The sequence below is a fragment of the Saccharopolyspora indica genome (assembly GCF_027853965.1).
In the GTDB taxonomy this organism is placed as follows: Bacteria; Actinomycetota; Actinomycetes; order Mycobacteriales; family Pseudonocardiaceae; genus Saccharopolyspora; species Saccharopolyspora indica.
The window spans coordinates 216,406-237,397 of record NZ_JAQGLB010000005.1 but is presented as its reverse complement, the minus strand read 5'-3'; the positions used below and the strand labels follow the sequence as shown (position 1 = coordinate 237,397).

Sequence of the window (20,992 nt, the reverse complement as noted above, 5' to 3'; positions counted from 1 at the left end):
TCGCGTTCAGGGCAGGTCAAGGGTCTTCGGCGCGGGGGCCGCCGGGTCGGGATCCGGGTGCCCGGGGAGCGTGACGTCCTCGGGTGGCAGCACCCCGTTGACCAGGTAGTCGGTGCCGATGCGGTCGGCTTCGGCGTTGCCCGCCAGCGCCCACACGCCGTGCTTGCCCGCGTCCTTCTCGGTGACCAGGACCGACGACGGCAGCGAGCGGTGCATCTCCAGCGCGCCTTGGTACGGCGTGGCCACGTCGTGCTCGGAGTTGAACAGCAGCACCGGCGGCAGGCCGTCGCCGGTGATCTTCAGCGGCTGCTGGGCGGGCGCGTGCCAGAACCGGCAGGGCGCCACGGTCCAGCTGTTGTACCAGGCGGCCAGCGGGTAGTCGGCGGCCAGCCGCTCGGAGTCGCGCTCCCACTCGCGCTGCCGGGTCGGCCACGGCGCGTCCACGCACTCCACCGCGTTGTAGATGGCGTTGCCGTTCTCGGCCACCTCGTCCTTGGGCTTGACCAGGGCGGCGAGCTTCTTCTCGTCGTTGCGGAGGTGGAAGTCGGCCAGCCCTTCGGCGATGTCCTTCCAGCTGCTCTCGCCGTAGAGCGCGTTGAAGGTGGTGTCGATGAACTCCGCCGGACCGAGGTTCCCGCGGGGCGCCTTGCGCAGCTCGGCCTGCACGCCGTCCCACGCGGCCTGCACCTGGGCGCGCTCGGTGCCCAGGTGGAAGACCTGGTCGTGCCGGGCGATCCAGTCGAAGTACATCCCGAGCCGGTGCTGGGCGGCGACGTCCTGGTTGAGGTTGTTGCGGTACCAGATCTCCGAGGTGTCCGGGTTGGTCACGCTGTCCAGGACCATCCGGTCCACCCGCTCCGGGAAGAGCTGCCCGTACACCGCGCCCAGGTAGGTGCCGTAGGAGTAGCCGAGGTAGCTGATCCGCTGCTCGCCCAGGGCCTCCCGGATCCGGTCCATGTCCCGGGCGTTGCTCGGGGTGGTCAGGTGCGGCAGGTACTTCCCGGCGCGCTGCTGGCAGCCGTCGGCGTACTGCTGGGCGCGCTGCCAGTTCTGCTCCCGCGCCTGCGGCGAGTCCGGGTCGGGCAGCGGCGTCTTCCAGTAGGTGGCTGCGTCCACGCAGGTGATCGGGGTGCTGTGCGCGGTGTTGCGGGTGTCGAAGCCGATCAGGTCGTAGCTGTCGAGCACCGCCCCGGGCAGCTTGGGCGCCAGCGCCCCGGCGAACCCGACGCCCGGTCCGCCGGGGCCTCCCGGGTTGATCAGCAGGACTCCCCGGCGGGATTCGGGTTTGCGCGCGGGCTGCTTGGAGACGAGCAGCTTCAGCTGTTCGCCGCCCGGGTCGCCGTGGTCCAGCGGGACCTGCAGCTCGGCGCACTGCAGCTGCGGGTAGGGCTTGCTGACGTCTTCCGGGCACGGTCCGAACTGCAGGCCCGGTGCCGCCTGCGCGGTCACGCCGGTGACCGCTGTGCTGGCGAGCACCGCGGCACTGGCCAGACCGAGTGCGAACGAGCGCTTCACTGCTTCTCCTCACCGAGCGGGGTCGAGCTGCTCCGGAGCGTATTCGATCAGTCGCCGGTGAGCCCGTCACCCGCGGTTCGCAGCGCGTCGGCGACCCGGGTGACGTCGGGTCCGGTGGTGCGCCAGCTGCTGAAAGCGGCCCGCAGGCCGGGAGTTCCTTCGTGGACGGTCGGGGTGAGGAACGCCTCGCCCGACTCGGTCACGGCGCGGTTCAGCCTCCCGACCCGCTCGCCGGTGGGGTTCTCGGCGAGGGTGAAGCAGACCACGTTGAGCCGCACCGGTGCCAGCAGCCGCAGGTGCGGCATGGCCGCGACGCGATCGCCCAGTTCCCGCGCCAGCGCGATGTCGCGCTCCACGACCTCGCGGTGTCCGTCGCGTCCGTAGGCGGCGAGGGTGAACCAGGTGGGCAGGGCGCGCAGCCGCCGGGAGTTCTCCGGCACGAGGTGCAGGAAGTCCGGGTCCTCGGTGGGCAGGCCCAGGTATGCCGCGGAGTTCTGGAAGACGCGCAGTTGCAGGTCCCGGTGGCGGGTGAACTGGACCGCGCTGTCGTAGGGCACGTTGAGCCACTTGTGCAGGTCCGCGCACACCGAGTCGGCCTCGTCGAGCCCCGCGACCAGCTCGGCGTGCTGCGGCGACAGCGCGGCGAAGCCGCCGAACGCGGCGTCGACGTGCAGCCAGAACGGGAATCGCTGCCGCAACGCGATGATCGCGCGCAGGTCGTCGAAGTCCACCGTGTTGACCGTTCCGGCGTTGGCCACCACGATCGCGGGCCGTCCGTCCAGCGCTGCCAGCCCGGCGGCCAGCTGATCGACGTCGACGGCCTCCCGGCCCGGCAGCGCGGGCACCTGGCGGAGGCGGCCCCGGCCCAGCCCGAGCATGGCGAGCGCCTTGCGGGTGCTGGAGTGCGGGCTGCCGGACAGGACCGCGAGGTCGCCGAGGGCGGCCACCCCGTCCTCGGCGACCGACACGCCGAGCTGTTCACCCGCCCATTCGCGGGCGATGGCCAGCCCGACGAAGTTCGACATCGTCGCGCCGCTGACGAACGCCCCCTGGTGCGAGGGCAGGCCGAACAGCTCCCGCAGCCAGCCGACGGTCTGCCGTTCCAGAACCGGTGCCGCCGAATCCAGCGAGCTCACCGCGTTCTGGTCGAACGTGCTCGTCAGCCAGTCGCCGACGAGGGCGGCCGGGGTGGTGCCGCCGGTGACGAAACCGAGGTAGCGCGGTCCGGCGCTGGCCGAGAAGCCCGGTGCCCACTGGTCGCGGAACAGCTGGAAGGCGCCTTCCGCGCCGGGACCGCGATCGGGCAGCGGCGCCGGTTGCGGGGCCCGATGCGGGCTCGCGGCAGGCCGGTCGGCGATTCCGGCGAGCACCTCGCCGGCGTAGCCGCGGGCCGCGTCCAGCAGCTCGGGCAGTCGGGCGAGGTCCTCGGCGAGGTTCGGGTGCACGGGCACCACCTTCGGAGCGGTCTGGGTGCCACGAGATGGTCGCGAGCACCGGGTTCGTCGGTGAAGCTATTCGGCGAACGGCGGTGTGTCGCGGTCCAATCGGCGGACTCTGGCCTCAACCGGTGTGCTGCTGCGCCGCGGTGCCGAGTTCGCGGGCCAGGTCTTCGACGATCTGGGTGGTGCGGTCCAGCCAGCGGATCGTGCGGTGCAGCGAGGTCGGGCCGTCGGTCAGCGATTCGGCGATGTCGTGCAGCGAGTCGGCCGTGCGGTGCGCGGAGTCCATCGCGGCGTCGAAGCCGACCTGCGCTTCGCCGGTCAACGCCTCCACCGCGTCGGCCAGCGCCCACAGCAGCTCGGAGAGCCGGTTGCGGGTGTCCTCGTCGACCATGTCGGCCGTCGCCGACAGCGCCACCGCGAGGTTGCGCACGTAGTAGGCGCAGCCGCTGAGCATCGTCACGCTGCGCTGCACCTGGCTGCGGCGGGACCGCAGCCGGTAGGAGGTCAGCGGCCGGGCGCTGCGGACCACCCGTTGCAGGCCGTCGTCGAGCTCGCGCATCGACTCCTGCAGGCCGGTCACCTCACCGCGCTCGCTGAGCTCGGTGCCGGTGCCGCGCAGGAAGTCCCGCAGCGCCAGCAGGAAGTCCTCGGTGTTGTCGCGCACCAGCGAGCGGGTGCGGGTGGGCAGCACGAACACCGCGGCCAGCACCCCGGCGAGCGCCCCGACCGCGGTCTCCCACAGCCGGGTCTCCAGCACGCTGGCGTCGAAGGTGCCGAGCATGCCGTAGAGCGCGCCGAGCAGCGCGGTGATGAAGAAGGTCATCACCGCGTAGGAGAACCCGGCGAAGTAGAAGCCGAGGAACACGCAGATCAGGATCATGGTGATCTCGGCGGCCAGGTTCCCGGAGATCTGCGCGGCGACCAGGATGCCCGCCAGCACGCCGAGCACCGTGCCCGCGGTGCGCTGCCACGCCCGCACCAGCAGCTCACCGCGGCTGTTGGTGCTGATGAACACCACGAACGCGGTGATCACCGCCCAGTACCAGCGGTTCGGCGAGACCAGCTGGCCGAGCATGATCGCCAGCGCGGTCGCGCAGGTCACCTGGACGGCCATCCGCACTTCCGGGCGCTGCAGGCCGGTTTCGCCCGGTTCCGCGGCTTCGGGCTCGGTGGTGGCGGCCGGTTCGCCCTCGGCGCGGTCGTCGAACTCCTCGGTCGCGGTGGCGAGTTCGGCCAGGCAGGTGCCCAGCCGCCGCACCGCCATCGCGACCGCCACGGATCCCTCCTGCTCGATGCGCTCGGCGACCAGCCGGGTGGCCTCCCGCAGCTCGCGCGGATCGGTGCGCAGCACGGCCAGCAGCGCGCCGACGGCATGCGGGACGGTGTCGCCGCCGCTGGGGTGGTCGACCAGCCGCAGCAGCGGCGTGAGCAGGTTCTCGGCGGCGAGTTCGACGTCGAGGATGCGCTGGCGCAGGCGGTCCCGGCCGGCCTCGTCGAGCGAGTCGAGCTGACCGACGGCGCCCTCCAGCATCAGCGCGGTCTCGTTGAGCCGGACCGACCGGTTGTTCAGCTCGCGCCGCCGGGCCGCCGAGCCGGGGTGCTCGGCGACGTCGCGCACCGCGTGCAGCAGGCCGTGCACCTGCGCCAGCAGCGTCCGGCGGCCGCGTTCGAGCACGCCTTCGGGCTCGTCGCGCAGCACCAGGAACCGCAGCGCGAACGCGGCCAGGGCCCCGGTGACCGCCGTCGCGAACAGGGCGGGCAGCTGCGCGAGCTGCGGGCGCAGGAACATCGCGAAGAAGTAGCCCATGAACGCGACCATCCCCAGCGGGAAGTAGCGCGGGCCGAAGCGGCGGACGTAGACCGCTGTGAAGATCACGACCAGGAACACCAGGGTGTTCACCAGCGGCCAGGACGCGGTGAGCATCGCCAGCAGCAGCGCGGCCGTCACCGGCAGCGGCATCAGCAGGGTGGTGATCCGCTGCTGGCGCGGGTCCGGGTCGTTGACGCCGAGCGAGGAGTTGATCGCCACCACGGCGCCGATCATCGCCAGCGGCAGCGGCTGGCCCCACCAGGCCAGCACCGGGAGCACGACGACGATGGTGAGCGCGACGGCGAGCACCACCCGCGTGGCGGTGCGCAGCCTGCGCATGGCCGGATCCGAGGCGAGGAAGCGATTCCACCACTCGCTCCACATTGCGCAGCGGCTCCTTCGCGCTCGCCCGACAGGTGGTGCGAGATTACGCCGAACGACCGCTCGGTGGGGCGTTCGCTCCTCTTTCGCCACCGGCCCCGCCACCCGGGGTGAGTTCGCCGCAGAGGTCAGCGGGTGCGGTGGCGGCGGACGCTTTCCTCCACCAGGTCCAGGACGGGGCGCAGGTGCTGTGCGGGCAGGCCCATCGCCAGGTGCGAGAGCAGGCCCTCCAGCGCCAGCTCCAGGTAGGCGGTCAGCACGTCGACGTCGACGTCGTCGCGGAGGTTGCCCGCTTCCTTCTGCCACAGCAGGCGCGCCCGGGTGGCGGCGGTCAGCTGCTCGGAGCGCTGCGCCCACCGCTCGCGGAACTCCTGGTCGGTGCGCAGCCTGCGGGACACCTCCAGCCGGGTGCCCAGCCAGTCCGCGCCCAGGGCGGGCGAGGCCTCGCTGGTGGCGTCGAGCAGGTTGCGCATCACCTGCACCAGGCCCTGCTCGGCGACCACGTCGGCCATCCGGGTCGCGTCGTCCTCGGCGAGGGCGAGGAACAGCGACTCCTTGTCCTTGAAGTGGTGGAAGATCGCGCCGCGGGACAGCCCGGTCGCTTCCTCCAGGCGGCGCACTGTGGCACCTTCGTAACCGAAGCGCGCGAAGCACGACCGGGAGCCGTCGAGGATCTGACGGCGCCGGGCGTCGAGGTGGTCTTGGCTGACCCGAGGCATATGCTGATCGTCCCAGGCCGCCCCCGGGAATTGCAATCCGTACGTACGTCTTGCTGGCCACGTCCCGCCTGCTCCGACCGGCGTCCGATCAGGTGGTCGCCCCCGGAAGATCCCGAAACCCCTTAGCAGCTGGCGAGATCGAGAACAAGGGTCGCGACCACCGGGGGTGCGCGGTAGCGTCGGTAACCGGCCAATCACGGGCGGTGATCATGTTCCCGGTGTCGACCGATCCTGCAGCCGATGACTTCCCGACCTCCCGGGTGCGAACCCGCGCGGAGGCCGAGGCGTACGTGGCGTCGGTGTGCTTCAAGCACGGCCCTCCGCGGCTGATGGGCATCGAACTCGAATGGACCGTGCACCACCAGGACGACCCAGCAAGACCGCTCGACACCGCGACGCTCGTCGCCGCGCTCGGCGCGCACGCGCCCCGCTCCCTGGTCCCGGACAGCCCGCACCGGCCGTTGCCGAACGGGTCGGTGCTCACCGTCGAACCCGGCGGCCAGGTCGAGGTCTCCAGCCGTCCCGCCACCTCCATGCGCTCGCTGTTCACCGTGGTCGCCGCCGATGCCGCGCACGTCGCGCGCCGGCTGGCCCGCGAAGGCCTGGTGCTCGGCGAGCAGGGCACCGACCCGTGGCGGCATCCCCGGCGCATCCTGCGGGTGCCGCGCTACGCGGCGATGGAGACCGCCTTCGACCGCATCGGCCTGGACGGCCGGTTGATGATGTGCAGCACCGCCGGGGTCCAGGTCTGCCTGGACGCGGGCGAGCCGCACCGGATCGCCCCGCGCTGGAGCGCGCTGCACGCGCTCGGACCGGTGATGATGGCGACCTTCGCCAACTCGCCGCGGCTGTTCGGGGAGGAGACCGGCTGGGTGTCCACCCGCACCCGCGCGCTGCTGCGCACCGACCCGCCGCGCACCCGCCCCGGTTCGATCTCCGACGACCCGGCGGGCAGCTGGGCCAGGCGGGTGCTGGACACCTCGGTGGTCTGCCTGCGGCGCGACGGCGACGACTGGACCGCGCCCAGCGGGATCAGCTTCGCGGAGTGGATCCACGGCGCGCTGCCGAACCCGCCCACCCACGACGACCTCGACTACCACCTGAGCACGGTGTTCCCGCCGGTCCGGCCGCGCGGCTACCTGGAGGTCCGCTACCTGGACGCGCAGCCCGGCGAGGGCTGGATGCTCCCGGCGGCGGCCCTGATCGCCCTGTTCCGCGAGGAATCCACAGTGGACGAGGTGCTGGCGCTGACGTCCCCGGCCATCGGCCGCTGGGTGCACGCGGCGCGGCACGGCCTGCGCGACCGGACCCTGGCGCAGGTCGCCGAGGGCGTCTTCGCGCTGGCCTGCCGACTGCTCGACGGACCGGACGTCCCGGCGGGGCTGTCCGGGCGACTGGCCGACTTCGTGGCGCGGCGGATCGCCGCGGCCGGTGATCGCTGATCTTCTCCCGGAGGTACCGGTGAACCTGCAAGAGCTGAGCGACGACGACCTGCGCGCGCACGTGGCGGCCGAGCTGGCGCGCACCCGGCAGCGCAGTGCCGGGCTGACCGACTCGGTCGACGACGACGACCTCGTCCGGCAGCACTCACCGCTGATGTCCCCGCTGGTGTGGGACCTGGCGCACGTGGGCAGCCAGGAGGAGTTGTGGCTGGTCCGCGACGTGGGCGGCGCGGAAGCGATCCGGCCCGACATCGACGACCTCTACGACGCCTTCCAGCACGCGCGCGCCGACCGGCCGCAGCTGCCGCTGCTGGGTCCCGCCGAGGCTCGCGACTACGTCGGCACGGTGCGGGAGAAGGTCTTCGACCTGCTGGCGCGCACCCCGCTGGAGGGCAGGCGGCTGGTCGACCAGGCCTTCGCCTTCGGCATGATCGTGCAGCACGAGCAGCAGCACGACGAGACGATGCTGGCCACCCACCAGCTGCGCAGCGGGCCGCCCGCGCTGACCGCCGAGCCGACGCCGTCCGATGTGGACGTGCTGCCGCCCGAGGTGTTCGTGCCCGGCGGGCCCTTCACCATGGGCACCTCCACCGAACCCTGGGCGCTGGACAACGAACGACCGGCGCACCAGGTGCACGTGGACGACTTCTACCTGGACAGCACGCCGGTCACCAACGGCCGGTACCTGGCCTTCATCGACGCGGGCGGCTACGACGACCCGCGCTGGTGGAGCGAGGCGGGCTGGGCGCACCGGCAGAGCGCCGAGCTGCGGGCGCCCCGGTTCTGGCAGCTCGACGGGGACCGCTGGCTGCGCCGCCGGTTCGGCCACCTCGAACCCGTGCCGGAAGCCGAACCGGTGGTGCACGTCAGCTTCTACGAAGCCGAGGCCTACGCCGCGTGGGCGGGAAAGCGGCTGCCGACCGAGCAGGAGTGGGAGAAGGCGGCCCGCTTCGACCCGCGCAGCGGCCGGTCGCGCCGCTACCCGTGGGGCGACGACGATCCGCGCCCGGAGCACGCCAACCTCGGCCAGCGGCACCTGCAGCCGGCGCCCGCCGGGGCCTACGCGGCCGGGGCCGCGCCCTGCGGCGCGCGGCAGCTGATCGGTGACGTGTGGGAGTGGACGGCCACCGACTTCCTGCCCTACCCGGGATTCTCGGCGTTCCCGTACCGCGAGTACTCCGAGGTCTTCTTCGGACCGGGCTACAAGGTGCTGCGCGGCGGCTCGTTCGGCACCGACCGGTCGGCCTGCCGCGGCACCTTCCGCAACTGGGACTACCCGATCCGCAGGCAGATCTTCGCCGGATTCCGCTGCGCCCGCACCCCGCGGGCGGAGGAGCGCGGCTGAGCCATGTGCCGACACGTTGGATACCTGGGGCCCGCGGTCTCGCTGGCCGACCTGCTGCTGGAGCCCGAGCACTCGCTGCTGGAGCAGACCTGGGCGCCCGCCGACATGCGCGGCGGCGGCACCATCAACGCCGACGGCTTCGGCGCCGGCTGGTACCGCGCGGACGGTTCCACGGCCCGCTACCGGGCTGCGGTTCCGATGTGGACCGACCAGTCCTTCCGGGAGACCGCCCGCGAGGTGCGCAGCGGCGCGGTGGTCGCCGCGGTGCGCTCGGCCACCGTCGGGATGCCGGTGGTGCCCGGGGCCTGCGCGCCGTTCACCGACGGCACCTGGCTGTTCAGCCACAACGGCCGGGTCACCGGCTGGCCGGACTCGGTGGCCAAGCTCGCCGCGCGGCTGGACGTGGTCGACCTGCTGACGCTGGAGGCCGCCACCGACTCGGCGCTGCTGTGGGCGGTGCTGCGGCAGCGGGTGCTCGACGGGGCCGATCCGGAGGTGGCGGTGCCGGAGCTGGTGGGCGAGGTCGTCGCGGTCGCCCCGGATTCGCGGCTGAACCTGCTCTTCAGCGACGGCGCCCGGCTGGTGGCCACCACCTGGACGCATTCGCTGTGGGTGCGACAGGCCCGCGGCGCGGTGACCGTCGCGTCCGAACCGTTCGGCGCGCGCGCCGGATGGCGTGAAGTTCCCGACCGGAGCCTGGTCGTGGCCACCGTCGACGACGTCGAGCTGCGGCCGCTGGAGGAGATGGGGGAGAGATGAGCGAACCGGAGCTGATCGTCCGATTCACCGCCGAGGACGCGGCCCGCGAGCTGCGCGCCGACGTGCGGGAAGGACTGACCGAGCAGCCGAAGTGGTTGTCGCCCAAGTGGTTCTACGACGCCGCGGGCAGCGAGCTGTTCGAGCGGATCACCACCTTGCCGGAGTACTACCAGACCAGGGCCGAGCAGCAGATCCTGCAGCGCACCGCGATGGACATCGCCGAGATCACCGGGGCGGCCACGCTGGTGGAGCTCGGTTCGGGATCGTCGGAGAAGACCCGGCTGCTGCTCGACGCGCTGCGCAAGCACGGGACGCTGCACCGCTTCGTGCCGCTGGACGTCTCCGGTTCGGCACTGCGCGCCGCGGTGGACGCCATCGCGCTGGACTACCCGGAGCTGCTGGTGCGCGGTGTGGTCGACGACTTCACCAGCGGGCTCACCGCGCTCGACGCGGGCACCGACCGGCTGGTGGCGTTCCTCGGCGGCACCATCGGCAACCTGCTGCCCGCCGAACGCGCCGGGTTCTTCGCCTCGGTGCGCGCCGCGCTGCGGCCGGGGGAATGGCTGCTGCTGGGCACCGACCTGGTCAAGGATCCCGAGCGGCTGGTGCGCGCTTACGACGACGCGAGCGGGGTGACCGCGGAGTTCAACCGCAACGTGCTGCGCGTGCTCAACCGCGAGCTCGGCGCCGACTTCGCCGTCGAGGAGTTCGGGCACGTGGCGCTGTGGAACGCCGAGCAGGAGTGGATCGAGATGCGGTTGCGCGCCGCGCGGCCGATGCGGGTGGAGCTCGCCGAGCTGGCGCTGACGGCCGAGCTCGCCGCGGGCGAGGAGATCCGCACCGAGATCTCGGCGAAGTTCCGGCGGGAGCGGGTGCACGACGAGCTCACCGCCGCCGGTTTCGACCTGCGGCACTGGTGGCTCGACGACGCGGGCGACTTCGCCCTGTCGCTGGCGGTGGCGCGCTGATCGGAACCGCCTGATCGGAGGATCTCGCAGGCGGTCACCCCACCGGTGGGTGACTGGAATGGCGGCGCTCGGGGCGCGGAGCAAGATCGGCCCCGCAACTGCCGCACTACCTGCTGGAAAGGACGTTCCGATGCGTCTTCGCGCAACTGTCGCCGCTGCTCTCGGTGCCGCTGGGATGCTGCTGGCCCTGCCGGGTTCCGCGCTCGCCGCCTACGGCGAGTTCTCCTACTCGGTCCAGCACCGGGGCCAGGTGTACCAGACCTCGATCAGCGACCCGGTCGGCCGCGACTGCCACACGCTGGACGTGCCGGTGGACAGCCCGGCGTACCGGGTGCACAACGGGACGAACGCGACGGCCGTCGTCTTCCTGGACTCCCACTGCGCCAGCGACACCTTCTTCACCCTGGCGCCCGGGGAGACCGCGCCGAGCGGGGTGCTGGTCCGCTCGGTGCTCTTCTCCCGCTGAGCACCTGACCCGAAGGGCGTCTCCGGTTCTCCCGGAGGCGCCCTTCAGCGCGTGATGGTGCGGGTGGCGCCTGCCAGGCAGCGGATGCAGGGCATGCCCGCCGGGTGCTCGGAGACCTCGGCCTGGTGCGCCGGGATCTCCACCCCGCAGAAGGTCAGCCAGATCGCCGGGATCCCCGTCCCCGGCGCGGTCGTCAGGTGCACCTCGCGGCGGGCCTCGCCGACGACGCCGAAGGCGAAGCGGACGGCGACGGTGCGGGTCACGGTGCTGTCTCCGGCATTCGCCCCGCGGCGCGCAGGCATTCCGCGCAGGTCGGCCACATCCAGTTCAGCGCCGAGGGCTCGGCTGCGGTGATGCGCTGCGCGCACAGCGTCGTGAGCAGCTCGCCCGCGTGGTGCGGCCCGGCGGGCAACGTCCCCGCGACCGCGTGGCAGAGCTGCCCGGCCGGTTGCCAGTGGTGCTCGATGCAGATCATTCTCCCCACCTCCGCCGTTGGGACTGGCCTGCGCCGGTTCGGTGACGGGTAATCAGCTGACCTTGACCCGTTCGGCCCAATGCCGCTCGGCGGAACACGCCTGGCGATCATCCGAAAGGATCAATGGCTGGATCTGCGTGCACGCTGGGTGATCGGCGTTGTGGTGGAAGAGCCGGCCGCGCGCTCCGGCCACTGGGGGGAGGTGCCTCGGCACGCGGTCGGCGCGGCCAGGCTACACCTGGGCGCGGGCGGGTGAGGCGGCGCGGACGTCGGTGCACCGGGCTAGGTTGGCGGGCATGACGCCGCAGGAGCTCAAGGCCGCTTGTCTGTCGATGACCGGTGCCCGGGAGGAGTTCCCGTTCGACGAGGCCAACAGCGTGTTCAAGGTCGGCGGGAAGATCTTCGCGATCAGCAGGCTGGCGGCCGAGCCGCTGCGGGTGTCGCTCAAGTGCGAACCGGAGCTGGCGGTGCAGCTGCGCCTGAGCTACTCGGCGATCATCCCCGGGTACCACCTGAACAAGCGGCACTGGAACACCGTCGTGCTCGACGGGTCGGTGCCCGACGAGATGGTCGTGGAGCTGATCGAGGACTCCTACGACCTGGTGGTCGCCGGGCTGCCCAAGCGGGAGCGGGAGAAGCTGCACTGGCGTTCACTCGGAGAGCGCGGCTGATTCGGACTTCGGCGCGAAAAGTTGTGAATGCGGGCCGTTCATTCGCGGTTGGTAGAAAGATGAATCAAATTCATTCAGTCATTCCGGGACGTCCCGGTGCGCGGAAAAAGCGCCGCCCGCTTGACCCTTTGTTGAAACAACCTTAGCGGCACCTTATGCCGATGCACCATCCGGTCGCGCGGGTGGCCGCCGTTCGTCCGCATCTTGATCAAACAGGTGCGCACCCAGGCGTGCCCGCGTAACGTTCAGATGAAAGCTGCGTTCATGTGTGCTGGCCAAAGGCTTGCGCGAGATGAATTTTCACGGAACCGCCGGGACGGTGACCGGTACGCGTGAACCGGCTTCGGGACAGCGACATGGGGGGCGGTCACCGGCTGGATTCCGTTCGTTGCGGAAAACGAACGGAAACGCTCGGTGGTCACCGAAGTGCGGAAACTGCGGGGAGGTCTGCTTAGTACCGGGAAGATGCCGGTGCCGGAACGACGGAGTGGCGGAGGAGTTCGCCCGCTCCGGACGTCCTCGGTCGCCGGTTGGGAATTGTCGTCGTTCACCGAAATCGCAGCCGCCGGTCCACCCGGCCGGCGGAACGGGTGCGCCGCAGGGACGATGCCGGTGCGGCCGGTGCCCATGCGCGGTGGACGACCCGGGATCCGGAGCGGAGCGCAACAGTGGGAGAGCAGGTCAAGTTCCGCGTGCTCGGGCCGCTGGAGGTCGGCAGCACCGACGGACGAATATCGCTGGGCGGCACGAAACCCCGGCTGCTGCTGGCGACGCTGCTGCTCAACGCGAATCAGACCGTGCACGCCGACGTGCTCGTGGAATCGTTGTGGCCGGAGCGGCGGCCGAGGTCTCCCGCGGCGAACCTGCGCACCTACGTCAGCTCGCTGCGCAGCACCCTGGCGCTGGTCGGCGCCACCATCCGCACCGAGCACGCCGGATACGCCATCTCCGTGCTGCCCGGTGAGCTCGACCTGCTCGTCTTCCGCGAACTCCTCGCCACGGCCCGGCAATCGCACCGCGTCGGCCGGCTCCACGAGGCGTGCGGCCGGCTCGAAGAGGCGCTCGCGCTCTGGCGCGGCGAGGTGCTCGCGGACCTGCCCTCCAGCGGTGCGCTGACCCGGCACCTGGAAGCCGCGGCCGAAGCGCGGCTGGGCGCGCGGGAGGAACTGCTCGGGTTGTACGTGGCCACCGGCCGGTACGCGGAGGCGATCGGGGATCTGCGGGCGCTGCTGGCCGAGCACCCGTTCCGCGAATCGCTCTGGCAGCAGCTGCTGCTCGCGCTCAACGGCGACGGGCAGCAGGCCGAGGCGCTGCGCGCCTACTCCGAAGTGCGGGAGCTGCTGGTCAACGAGCTCGGCGTCGAACCGGGCCCGGAGCTGCGGCGCATCCACATGTCCATCCTCGCCGGGGAATCGGCGACGGCACCGTTCGAGCAGCCGGACATCCCGGTGGTGAGCCGGTCCGGCCAGCTGCTGCGCCAGCTGCCGCCGGACGTCCCGGACTTCACCGGCCGCGCCCGCTCCACCGCCGCGCTCCAGCAGGCCCTGTCCAGCACGTGGCAGACACCGGCCGGTGCGCCGACGGTGGCCAGCGTGGTGGGGTCGCCCGGGGTCGGCAAGACGGCGCTGGCGGTCCACGTCGCCCACCTCCTGCAGGACGGGTTCCCCGACGGCCAGCTGTACGTGGATCTCGCGGGCACCTCGGACAAGCCCCGCGAACCGGCCGACGCGCTGGCCGACCTCCTGCGCTCGCTCGGCGTCGACGGCGCGGCGCTGCCGGAGCGGATCGAGGACCGCACGGCGCTGTACCGGTCGCTGGCCGCGCAGCGCCGGATGCTGGTGCTGTTCGACGACGCGGCCAGCGCGGCGCAGGTCCAGCCGCTGCTGCCCGCCAGCGACTGGGCCGTGGTGGTGACCTCGCGGTCCCGCATGGCCGAGTTGCCCGGTGCCAAGCAGATCGAGCTCGACGTGCTCTCCCCGGCCAGCGCGCACGCCCTGCTCTGCAAGATCGCCGGCGCCGAGCGCGTGGAGCTGGAGGAGGCCTCGGCCGCGGCGATCCTGCGCGCCTGCGGCTACCTCCCGCTGGCCATCCGGATCGCCGGTGCCCGGCTGGTCGGCCGCCGCGGCTGGCCGCTGGAGGTGCTGGAGCAGCGCCTGGAGAACGAACGGCGGCGGCTCGTCGAACTGCGCACCGGCGAACTCGCGGTGCAGGCCAGCTTCGACCTCAGCTACCGCCAGCTGCCACCGGCGGCGGCCCGGGCGTTCCGGCTGATCGGCCTGCTGGGCGCGGGTTCGGTGCCGGAGTGGTCGATCGACGCGCTGGTCGATCGGGGCGCGGCGCGGTGGGTGGACGTGCTGCTCGACGGCAACCTGCTGGAGCTCACCGGCACCGACGTGCTGGGCAGGCCGCGGTACCGGATGCACGACCTGGTCCGGTGCTACGCGCGCAACGCGGCCGAATCCGAGCCGGCGCAACTGCGGCGCGCCGCCATCGACCGGGTGCTCAGCGGGTGGCTGCTGGCCACCACGCACGCCTCGGCCGGGCTCCCGGTCAGCATCTTCCGGCCGGTGCCCGCCGGGGTGGCCCACTGGCGCCCGGAGCGGTCGGTGCTCGACCGCATCGACCGCGCCCCGGTGTCCTGGCTCGACGCCGAGCAGGACTCGCTCATCGGCGCGGTGCACCTCGCGGTCGCGGAGGGATCCCCGGACCTGGCCTGCTCGCTGGCCATCTCGCTGGCCCAGTACTTCGACTTCCGCTCGAACTACGGCGCCTGGCGCCGCACGCACGAGATCGCGCTGAGCACGCAACCGGACCCGGGCACCCGGGCGGCGCTGCTGCGCGGGCTGGCGCAGGTGCACCACTTCCTGGACGACCAGGGCGGGGCCCGGCGGTTGTTCGCCGAATCCCACGCCCTGTTCCGGCAGACCGGTGATGCCGTCGGCGAGGCGTTCGCGATCTGCGGGCTGGCCGCGGTGGAGCGGCGCTGCGGTCGCCCGCACATGGCGCAGCGCAGGCTCCGCCGCGCGCTGGCGATCTTCCAGCAGTCCGGGGACAAGCACGCCGAGGCGTTCGTCCGGGAGGCGATCGGCCGGACCTACCTCGTGCTCGGCGACCGCGCTGAAGCCGAGCGCTGGCTCACCGACTCGCTGCGCGTCTCGCGCTCGGCGGGCGACCGCCACCGGGAGGGCAAGACGCTCGCCGAACTCGGCAGGCTGCACACCGCAGCAAACGATTTCCAGACGGCCATGAGCTGTCTGGAGCCGGCGGTGCGGATACTCGGCGAGCTGGAGGACGAGCACTGCACCGCCAACGCGCTGCAACGGCTCGGCGATCTGTGCGCCAGGCAGGGCAACCACCAGCGGGCGCTGGCCGCGGTGCGCCAGGCGCACGCGATCTTCCAGCGGATCAACGACCACCGCGGTTCCCCGGAGGGCAGGCGGTCGATGCGGCGACCGGGGCTCAACAGCCTGCCGGGGTAGCCGGTTCCAGTCCAGGGTGGACGAGGCCCGGCAGGAGCGAGAACAGCGCTCCTGCCGGGCCTTTTCACGTGCCCACCAGGGCACGTGTGCCGGAGTTGTGCGCCGATTTGATTCGGTTTGTGCGCGCTGTGCATAGCTTTTCACCGAGTTCGCAAGCCCGGTCGCGGGTCCGCCTCGACCGGCGGGAGGCGAACTCCTGCGGGGGCAAGGCTGATCGTGGAGGGGAGCAGTGGATGCATAGCCGGAGGAAAGGCCAACGGCAGTGGCAGGTCGTCATCGTCGGTGCCGGCAACGCGGGTCTGTGCGCGGGGATCGCGGCGCTGCAGGCCGGGGCGGACTCGGTCGCGGTGCTCGACGCGGCGCCCAAGGAGTTCCGCGGCGGGAACAGCTCGCTGACGCGGACCATGCGCTTCTCCTGGCGGGACCGCTCGTTCCTGGCCGGTCTGATGCCGGACCCGGGCGACGCGCGGACCGCCGAACTCCCGGCCGGCCCGGCGGGGTACTCCGACGAGGACTACCTGGCCGACTGGCTGCGGACCGCGGGCGACCAGGTGGACACCACCCTCGTCGAGTCGATCATCCGCCGGTCCACCAGCGCGATCACCTGGATGCGCGGCTTCGGGCACCGCTGGGTCCCGCGGCCGAACCCGCTTCCCGGCGACTTCCCGGTGGTCTTCGACGGTGGCGGTGAGGCGCTGCAGGCCCGCAACTTCGCGGAGTTCGAGCGCCTCGGCGGCACGGTCTGCTACGACAGCGCGGTCACCGAGATCGAGAAGGTCTCCGGCGGGCGCTACCTGCTGCGCGGATCCGGCCCGGCGTTCCCGGTGGTCTGCGACGCGCTGGTGCTGGCATCCGGCGGGTTCGAGGGCAGCGCGCGGATGCGCGAGCGGCACCTCGGCGTCCAGTGGCGCGACGTGAAGCTGCGCGGCGTGCCGTACAACAAGGGCGAACCGCTGGAAGCGGCCATCGCGCTCGGCGCGGACACCGCGGGCAACTGGCAGCAGACCCACACCACGCCGCAGGGCACCGCGCTGCCCGACTACATGATGCCGGGGCGGATGCGGGAGTCCCACGGCCTGACGCGCTACGCGTTCCCGCGCGGGATCGTGGTCAACCGGGACGGGCGCCGGTTCTTCGACGAAGCCGGCGACCACAGCCAGCTGAGCTACGTCTCGCTGGGCCAGCGGATCATGGACCAGCCCGGGCAGGTCGCCTTCCAGGTCTTCGACGGCAAGGTCGTCGAATCGGGGAAGCTGCCGCAGGGCTACCTCAGCGATCCGGCGTCGGTGATCACCCGCACCGTCGAGGAGGGCGCCCGGCGGCTGTCCATCGACGCGGGCAACCTCGCCGAGGAGGTCCGCAGGCTCAACAGCTCGGACACCGACTTCCTGCCCGTCGACCGCGATGACGCCGAACGCGTCCCGAAGCGGCTGGACACCCCGCCGTTCCTGTTCGTGCCGGTGGTGTGCGGGCTGACGTTCACCTACGGCGGGCTTTCGGTGAGCACCAACGCCGAAGTGCGCGGGGACGGCAAACCGATCAGCGGCCTCTACGCCGCCGGCGTGATCGTCGGCGGGCTCTACGACAAGGGCTATCCCGGCGGGACCGGGCTCATGGCCGGTGCCGTGCTGGGCCGGGCCGCCGGGACCGCCGCCGCCAATCACGCGCTGAAGAACGGCGAGCGCGTCCGGGAACTGGGCAGGCTGGCATGAACATCGTGATCGTGGGCATCGGGATGATCGGCGCGCGCCACGTCGCCTGCTTCGGCAGGGCGGGCCACCGGATCACCACCGTGGACCGGAAGGAAGGCGCGGATCACGACCGGGTGGCCGACGTGCCCGACCGGTCCGATGTGGACGCCTGGGTGGTGGCCACGCCGACGGCCACGCACCTGGCGGTGGTGTCGGAGATCCTGCGGTGCCAGCCGGACGCCCGGATCCTGCTGGAGAAACCGGCCTGCTACCCGGCCGAGCTCGGCGACCTGGTCGACCTGGTCCAGCGGCACCCGCGTGCCCGGATCGTGGTCAACGACGTCTACGCGCACAGCCGGGTGGTGCGGCGGTTCGCCGAATCGGTGCACCGGGCGGCTGCCGGCGATCCGATCAGGAAGATCACCATCGAGTTCACCAAGAACCGCGAGCTGGACATCGCCAACGGCAGGTTCGTCGACACGCAGTACGGCGAGGCCGGTTACGAGTGCTTCCACATGCTGAGCATCCTGCGCGCGATCCTGCCCGCCGAGCGCTACCAGCGCTACCTGCGGACCAACCCGGCGCTGGTGACGCCGGAGATGCGGGTGCGCACGGTGGTCCCGGAACTCCCGGAGGTCGAGCTCTACACCTCCTCCGGCGGGGCCATCGGATTCGCCGGGCTGGCCGGGTTCGCGTTCGCCGCGAGCACCGCGAAGCGCTACCTCGCCCGGTCGATCATCCCGTTCAGCGCGGAGCTGCGGTACCGCTTCGCCGACGTCGAACTGGGCTCCGGCAAGCACGTGACGCTGGTCTTCGAACCGAGCTACGGCGTGGCCGCCGACTACAAGAACGAGCACACCGTGCACGTCCGGGACGCCGGCTCGCAGCAGCGGGTCACCGTCTCCGGCAACCACTTCGAGGAGGCGTTGCTGGCACAACTGGACTTCTTGTGCGGTGCCGACGAGGGCACCGCGGTGCTGCGGCTGGCCGAGCACCGGCTGATGGCCGCGCTGGGCCTGACCGCGGCGACCGGCAGCTTCGCCTGGCCGGTCGAACCCGAGTTGCAGGTGGGATCACCAGGAAACGGCGAGGAACTCGCCAGATTTGGGAGTGCGTGATGCAGAGCATCGAGGAGTACGCAAGGCTGCTGCGACTGGCCCCGGACATGGTCGGGGAAGTCATCGACAGGGCAGCGGGCCGGGAGCAGATCGCCGGCCGGATCAAGAACGACGACGAGGCCTACGAGCTGTTCGCCAAGGCGTGCCGGTTCGAGGCGCCGTTCGCCACGAGCTGGATCCACGGGCCCGGCGAGAACGCGCCGTACCTGTCGCTGGAGCTGGCCGAGGCGACGCTGGACGACGACCGCTACCGGCGGGTGCTCGCCGAGAGCGTGCTGTCCACCTCGCCGTCGGTGCCCTACGACTACCGGGGCCTGGCCGCGGCGGAACTGGTGCGGATCGGCGTCGGTGACTTCGCCGGCGCGCTGGCGGAGGTGGTGGATTCCTACACCGCGCTGCCGATGCGCACCACGGAGGCCAAGATCGACGTGCCGACCGACGGCATCGACCACCTCTTCGACATCCCGGACACCGCCGAGGCCCGCATCGCCCTCATCCGCACCGCGAGCGAGCTGAAGACCGAGGAGAGCCGGTACCTGATCGCCAGCCGGATCCTCGACCGCGGCGAGCGGGTGGCCGCCCCGGCCACGGAGGCCGAGCGGCTGATCGCCGAGGACGTCGGCACCGACCTGATCGCCGCGTCGGACTACCTGGTGCCCTGGGACCAGGAGTTCCCCAGCCCGTCCGGTGCCGACCTGACGCTCGCCGAGCTGATGCGCATCGTGCTGCTGGGCCCGGAGTTCAAGCTCCCGGACGCCCAGATCCGTCCGGTGCTGGTCGACTTCTACCGCTCGGTGCTGCGGATCAGCGGCCGCTCCATCATCGGCCTGGCCGCCGGGGTCTTCCACGTGGAGCACGGCACGATGTCGGATCCGTCCTTCTACTACCAGGGGCGCGATTCCATCCTGGGCAAGGGCCTGGTGATCGACTGCGTCGGCGGGGCGATCCTGCAGCAGGGCACCTTCCTCGGCGGCGGCTTCATGCCGATCCTGATCCACACCCACAAGCACATCCGCAAGAGCGGTGAGGCCGGTGCCGCGGAGCGCAAGCGGGTGCTGCCGTGCGTCTTCGTGGCCGAGGCCGGTGCCCGGTTCCCGATGCACGCGGTCGGCCTGTTCGAAACCGTGGACTACCTGGAGAAGACCACCCCGTTCGAGGGGATCCGGGCGCTCCCGCACGGGGCGTAGCACCGCCGGCCCCCGGCGTTCGGGGACCGGTGCGAGGACCAGTCAGCGCCCGGCTCCGGCCGGGCGGTGTTCGGCAGCGTCACGTCCGCGCCACCGGATTCCTCCGGTGGCGCGGACGGTTCGAAGTGAAGGGGATGAACGTGGTGAGTGGGGTCAAGATCGCGGTGATCGGCGCCGGCTACGTCGGGCTGACGACGGCGGCGTGCCTGGCATCGCTGGGGCACCGGGTGGTGTGCGCGGACATCGATCCGGCGAAGGTGGACGCCCTGTCCCGGGGCGAGGTGACGATCCGGGAACCGGGGATGGCCGAGCTGGTGCGGACCGGGCTGGCGGACGGCCGGTTGCAGTTCGTGGTGGGTGCGGGCGGCGCGGCGTCGGACGCCGAAGTGGTGTTCCTCTGCGTGCCGACGCCGATGGGGCCGGACGGGTCGGCGAAGCTGGCCGCGCTGGAGACCGCGGTGGCGGAGCTGAGAGACCCGCTACCGCCTGATTCGGTCGTGGTGAACAAATCGACCGTGCCGGTGGGCACGGCGGCCCGCGTCGGCGAGCTGCTCGGCCGCCCCGATGTCGCGGTGGCCTCCAACCCGGAGTTCCTGCGCGAGGGCAGCGCGGTGCACGACTTCCTGAACCCGGACCGGATCGTGATCGGTTCGACCGACCTGGACGCCGCCAAGCGGGTGGCCGCGCTGTACGAGGCGCTCAACGCGCCCATCCTGCTGACCGACCCGGCCAGCTCGGAGATGATCAAGTACGCGGCCAACTGCTACCTGGCGACCCGCCTGTCCTTCGTGAACTCCATCGCCGAGCTGTGCGAGCGGATGGGCGCCGACGTCGACGACGTGACCAGGGGGATGGGCTACGACCAGCGGATCGGCACCGCGTTCCTGCGGCCCGGCCCGGGCTGGGGCGGATCGTGCTTCCCGAAGGACGCCCACGCGCTGCTGCGCTCGGCCGCGGTGATCGGCTCCGACTTCCCGCTGCTGCGCGCGGCGATCGACACCAACGCGCGGCAGCAGCGGCTGGTGGTCGACAAGATCCGGCGCGCGGTCGGCGGTCAGCTGGCCGGTGCCCGGGTGGGGCTGCTCGGGCTGACGTTCAAGGCGGGCACCGACGACCTGCGCGACTCGCCCGCGCTGGCCATCGCCGAGCTGCTGGCCGCCGAGGGCGCCGAGCTGGTCGGCTACGACCCGAGCATGCCCGGTGCGGTGGCGGGGATCGCCGTCGTGGACTCGGCGTACCGGGCGGCGGCGGGCGCGGCGGTGCTGGTGCTGCTGACCGAGTGGCCGGAGTTCCGGGAGCTGGACTGGGAGCGGATCGCCGGGCAGGTCAGCGGCAGGCACGTCATCGACGCGCGCAACCACCTCGACCCGCTCGTGGTGCACCACGCCGGACTGCTCCACCAGCGCCTCGGCCAGCCCGAGCCGCAGCGCGCCCTGTCCAGGTGAGACGGCGCCCGACCCCGGCGGCGCACTTCTCCGGGGCCGGGCGGTCCCGCCTGCCCGACCACGTCCTCCCGAGGTGACC

The 20,992-nt window shown here is 72.0% G+C and carries 17 protein-coding genes; 11 read left to right on the top strand and 6 right to left on the bottom strand.

Annotated features, from left to right (window positions below):
- Nucleotides 1–6 precede the first annotated feature (6 nt).
- The 4 genes from OU416_RS14180 to OU416_RS14165 form a co-directional block, all read right to left on the bottom strand.
- Complete coding sequence (locus tag OU416_RS14180) at nt 7–1,515, bottom strand: alpha/beta hydrolase (RefSeq protein WP_270927388.1); 1,509 nt, start codon at nt 1,513–1,515, stop codon at nt 7–9.
- 47 nt (nt 1,516–1,562) lie between these two features.
- Nucleotides 1,563–2,960 (bottom strand): pyridoxal phosphate-dependent decarboxylase family protein, encoded by a 1,398-nt coding sequence (locus tag OU416_RS14175; protein WP_270927387.1) that lies wholly within the window; start codon nt 2,958–2,960, stop codon nt 1,563–1,565.
- A 115-nt stretch (nt 2,961–3,075) separates the two neighbouring features.
- Nucleotides 3,076–5,151: an FUSC family protein gene (locus OU416_RS14170; protein ID WP_270927386.1), complete on the bottom strand. Its 2,076-nt coding sequence runs from the start codon at nt 5,149–5,151 to the stop codon at nt 3,076–3,078.
- A gap of 125 nt (nt 5,152–5,276) precedes the next feature.
- Entirely contained in the window at nt 5,277–5,867 is a 591-nt protein-coding gene (locus OU416_RS14165; RefSeq protein ID WP_270927385.1) for a TetR/AcrR family transcriptional regulator, read from the bottom strand.
- Nucleotides 5,868–6,076: 209 nt separating this feature from the next.
- On the opposite strand from OU416_RS14165, the gene egtA reads away from it, so the two are divergent.
- The 5 genes from egtA (at nt 6,077) to OU416_RS14140 (ending at nt 10,847) form a co-directional block, all read left to right on the top strand.
- On the top strand, nt 6,077–7,309 hold the full coding sequence (gene egtA, locus OU416_RS14160; RefSeq protein ID WP_270927384.1) for an ergothioneine biosynthesis glutamate--cysteine ligase EgtA: 1,233 nt from the start codon (nt 6,077–6,079) through the stop codon (nt 7,307–7,309).
- Between the two features lie 19 nt (nt 7,310–7,328).
- On the top strand, nt 7,329–8,654 hold the full coding sequence (gene egtB, locus OU416_RS14155; protein ID WP_270927383.1) for an ergothioneine biosynthesis protein EgtB: 1,326 nt from the start codon (nt 7,329–7,331) through the stop codon (nt 8,652–8,654).
- 3 nt (nt 8,655–8,657) lie between these two features.
- Complete coding sequence (gene egtC, locus OU416_RS14150; protein WP_270927382.1) at nt 8,658–9,413, top strand: ergothioneine biosynthesis protein EgtC; 756 nt, start codon at nt 8,658–8,660, stop codon at nt 9,411–9,413.
- Nucleotides 9,410–10,381 carry an L-histidine N(alpha)-methyltransferase gene (gene egtD, locus OU416_RS14145; RefSeq protein ID WP_270927381.1) on the top strand — a complete coding sequence of 324 codons (972 nt, stop codon included), beginning with the start codon at nt 9,410–9,412 and terminating at the stop codon, nt 10,379–10,381. The genes egtC and egtD overlap by 4 nt, the downstream gene beginning before the upstream one ends.
- A 130-nt stretch (nt 10,382–10,511) precedes the next feature.
- Entirely contained in the window at nt 10,512–10,847 is a 336-nt protein-coding gene (locus OU416_RS14140; RefSeq protein ID WP_270927380.1) for a hypothetical protein, read from the top strand.
- A gap of 44 nt (nt 10,848–10,891) precedes the next feature.
- Here the strand turns inward: OU416_RS14140 and OU416_RS14135 are convergent, their stop codons facing one another.
- Together OU416_RS14135 and OU416_RS14130 are read right to left on the bottom strand one after the other, a co-directional pair.
- Nucleotides 10,892–11,110 carry a hypothetical protein gene (locus OU416_RS14135; RefSeq protein WP_270927379.1) on the bottom strand — a complete coding sequence of 73 codons (219 nt, stop codon included), beginning with the start codon at nt 11,108–11,110 and terminating at the stop codon, nt 10,892–10,894.
- Nucleotides 11,107–11,322 carry a zinc finger protein gene (locus tag OU416_RS14130; RefSeq protein WP_270927378.1) on the bottom strand — a complete coding sequence of 72 codons (216 nt, stop codon included), beginning with the start codon at nt 11,320–11,322 and terminating at the stop codon, nt 11,107–11,109. The genes OU416_RS14135 and OU416_RS14130 overlap by 4 nt, the downstream gene beginning before the upstream one ends.
- Nucleotides 11,323–11,618: 296 nt before the next feature.
- On the opposite strand from OU416_RS14130, the gene OU416_RS14125 reads away from it, so the two are divergent.
- The 6 genes from OU416_RS14125 to OU416_RS14100 all read left to right on the top strand — a co-directional run bounded on the left by OU416_RS14125 (nt 11,619) and on the right by OU416_RS14100 (nt 20,913).
- Nucleotides 11,619–11,993: an MmcQ/YjbR family DNA-binding protein gene (locus tag OU416_RS14125; protein ID WP_270927377.1), complete on the top strand. Its 375-nt coding sequence runs from the start codon at nt 11,619–11,621 to the stop codon at nt 11,991–11,993.
- 668 nt (nt 11,994–12,661) lie between these two features.
- On the top strand, nt 12,662–15,472 hold the full coding sequence (locus OU416_RS14120) for an AfsR/SARP family transcriptional regulator (protein ID WP_270927376.1): 2,811 nt from the start codon (nt 12,662–12,664) through the stop codon (nt 15,470–15,472).
- A 233-nt stretch (nt 15,473–15,705) separates the two neighbouring features.
- Nucleotides 15,706–17,184: an FAD-binding protein gene (locus tag OU416_RS14115; RefSeq protein WP_270927375.1), complete on the top strand. Its 1,479-nt coding sequence runs from the start codon at nt 15,706–15,708 to the stop codon at nt 17,182–17,184.
- Entirely contained in the window at nt 17,181–18,281 is a 1,101-nt protein-coding gene (locus tag OU416_RS14110) for a Gfo/Idh/MocA family oxidoreductase (protein WP_270927374.1), read from the top strand. Before OU416_RS14115 ends, OU416_RS14110 begins: the two co-directional genes overlap by 4 nt.
- A complete protein-coding gene (locus OU416_RS14105; RefSeq protein ID WP_270927373.1) occupies nt 18,281–19,468 on the top strand; it encodes a hypothetical protein in 1,188 nt (395 codons plus the stop codon). The genes OU416_RS14110 and OU416_RS14105 overlap by 1 nt, the downstream gene beginning before the upstream one ends.
- A gap of 134 nt (nt 19,469–19,602) precedes the next feature.
- A complete protein-coding gene (locus OU416_RS14100) occupies nt 19,603–20,913 on the top strand; it encodes a UDP-glucose dehydrogenase family protein (RefSeq protein ID WP_270927372.1) in 1,311 nt (436 codons plus the stop codon).
- Nucleotides 20,914–20,992 lie beyond the last annotated feature (79 nt).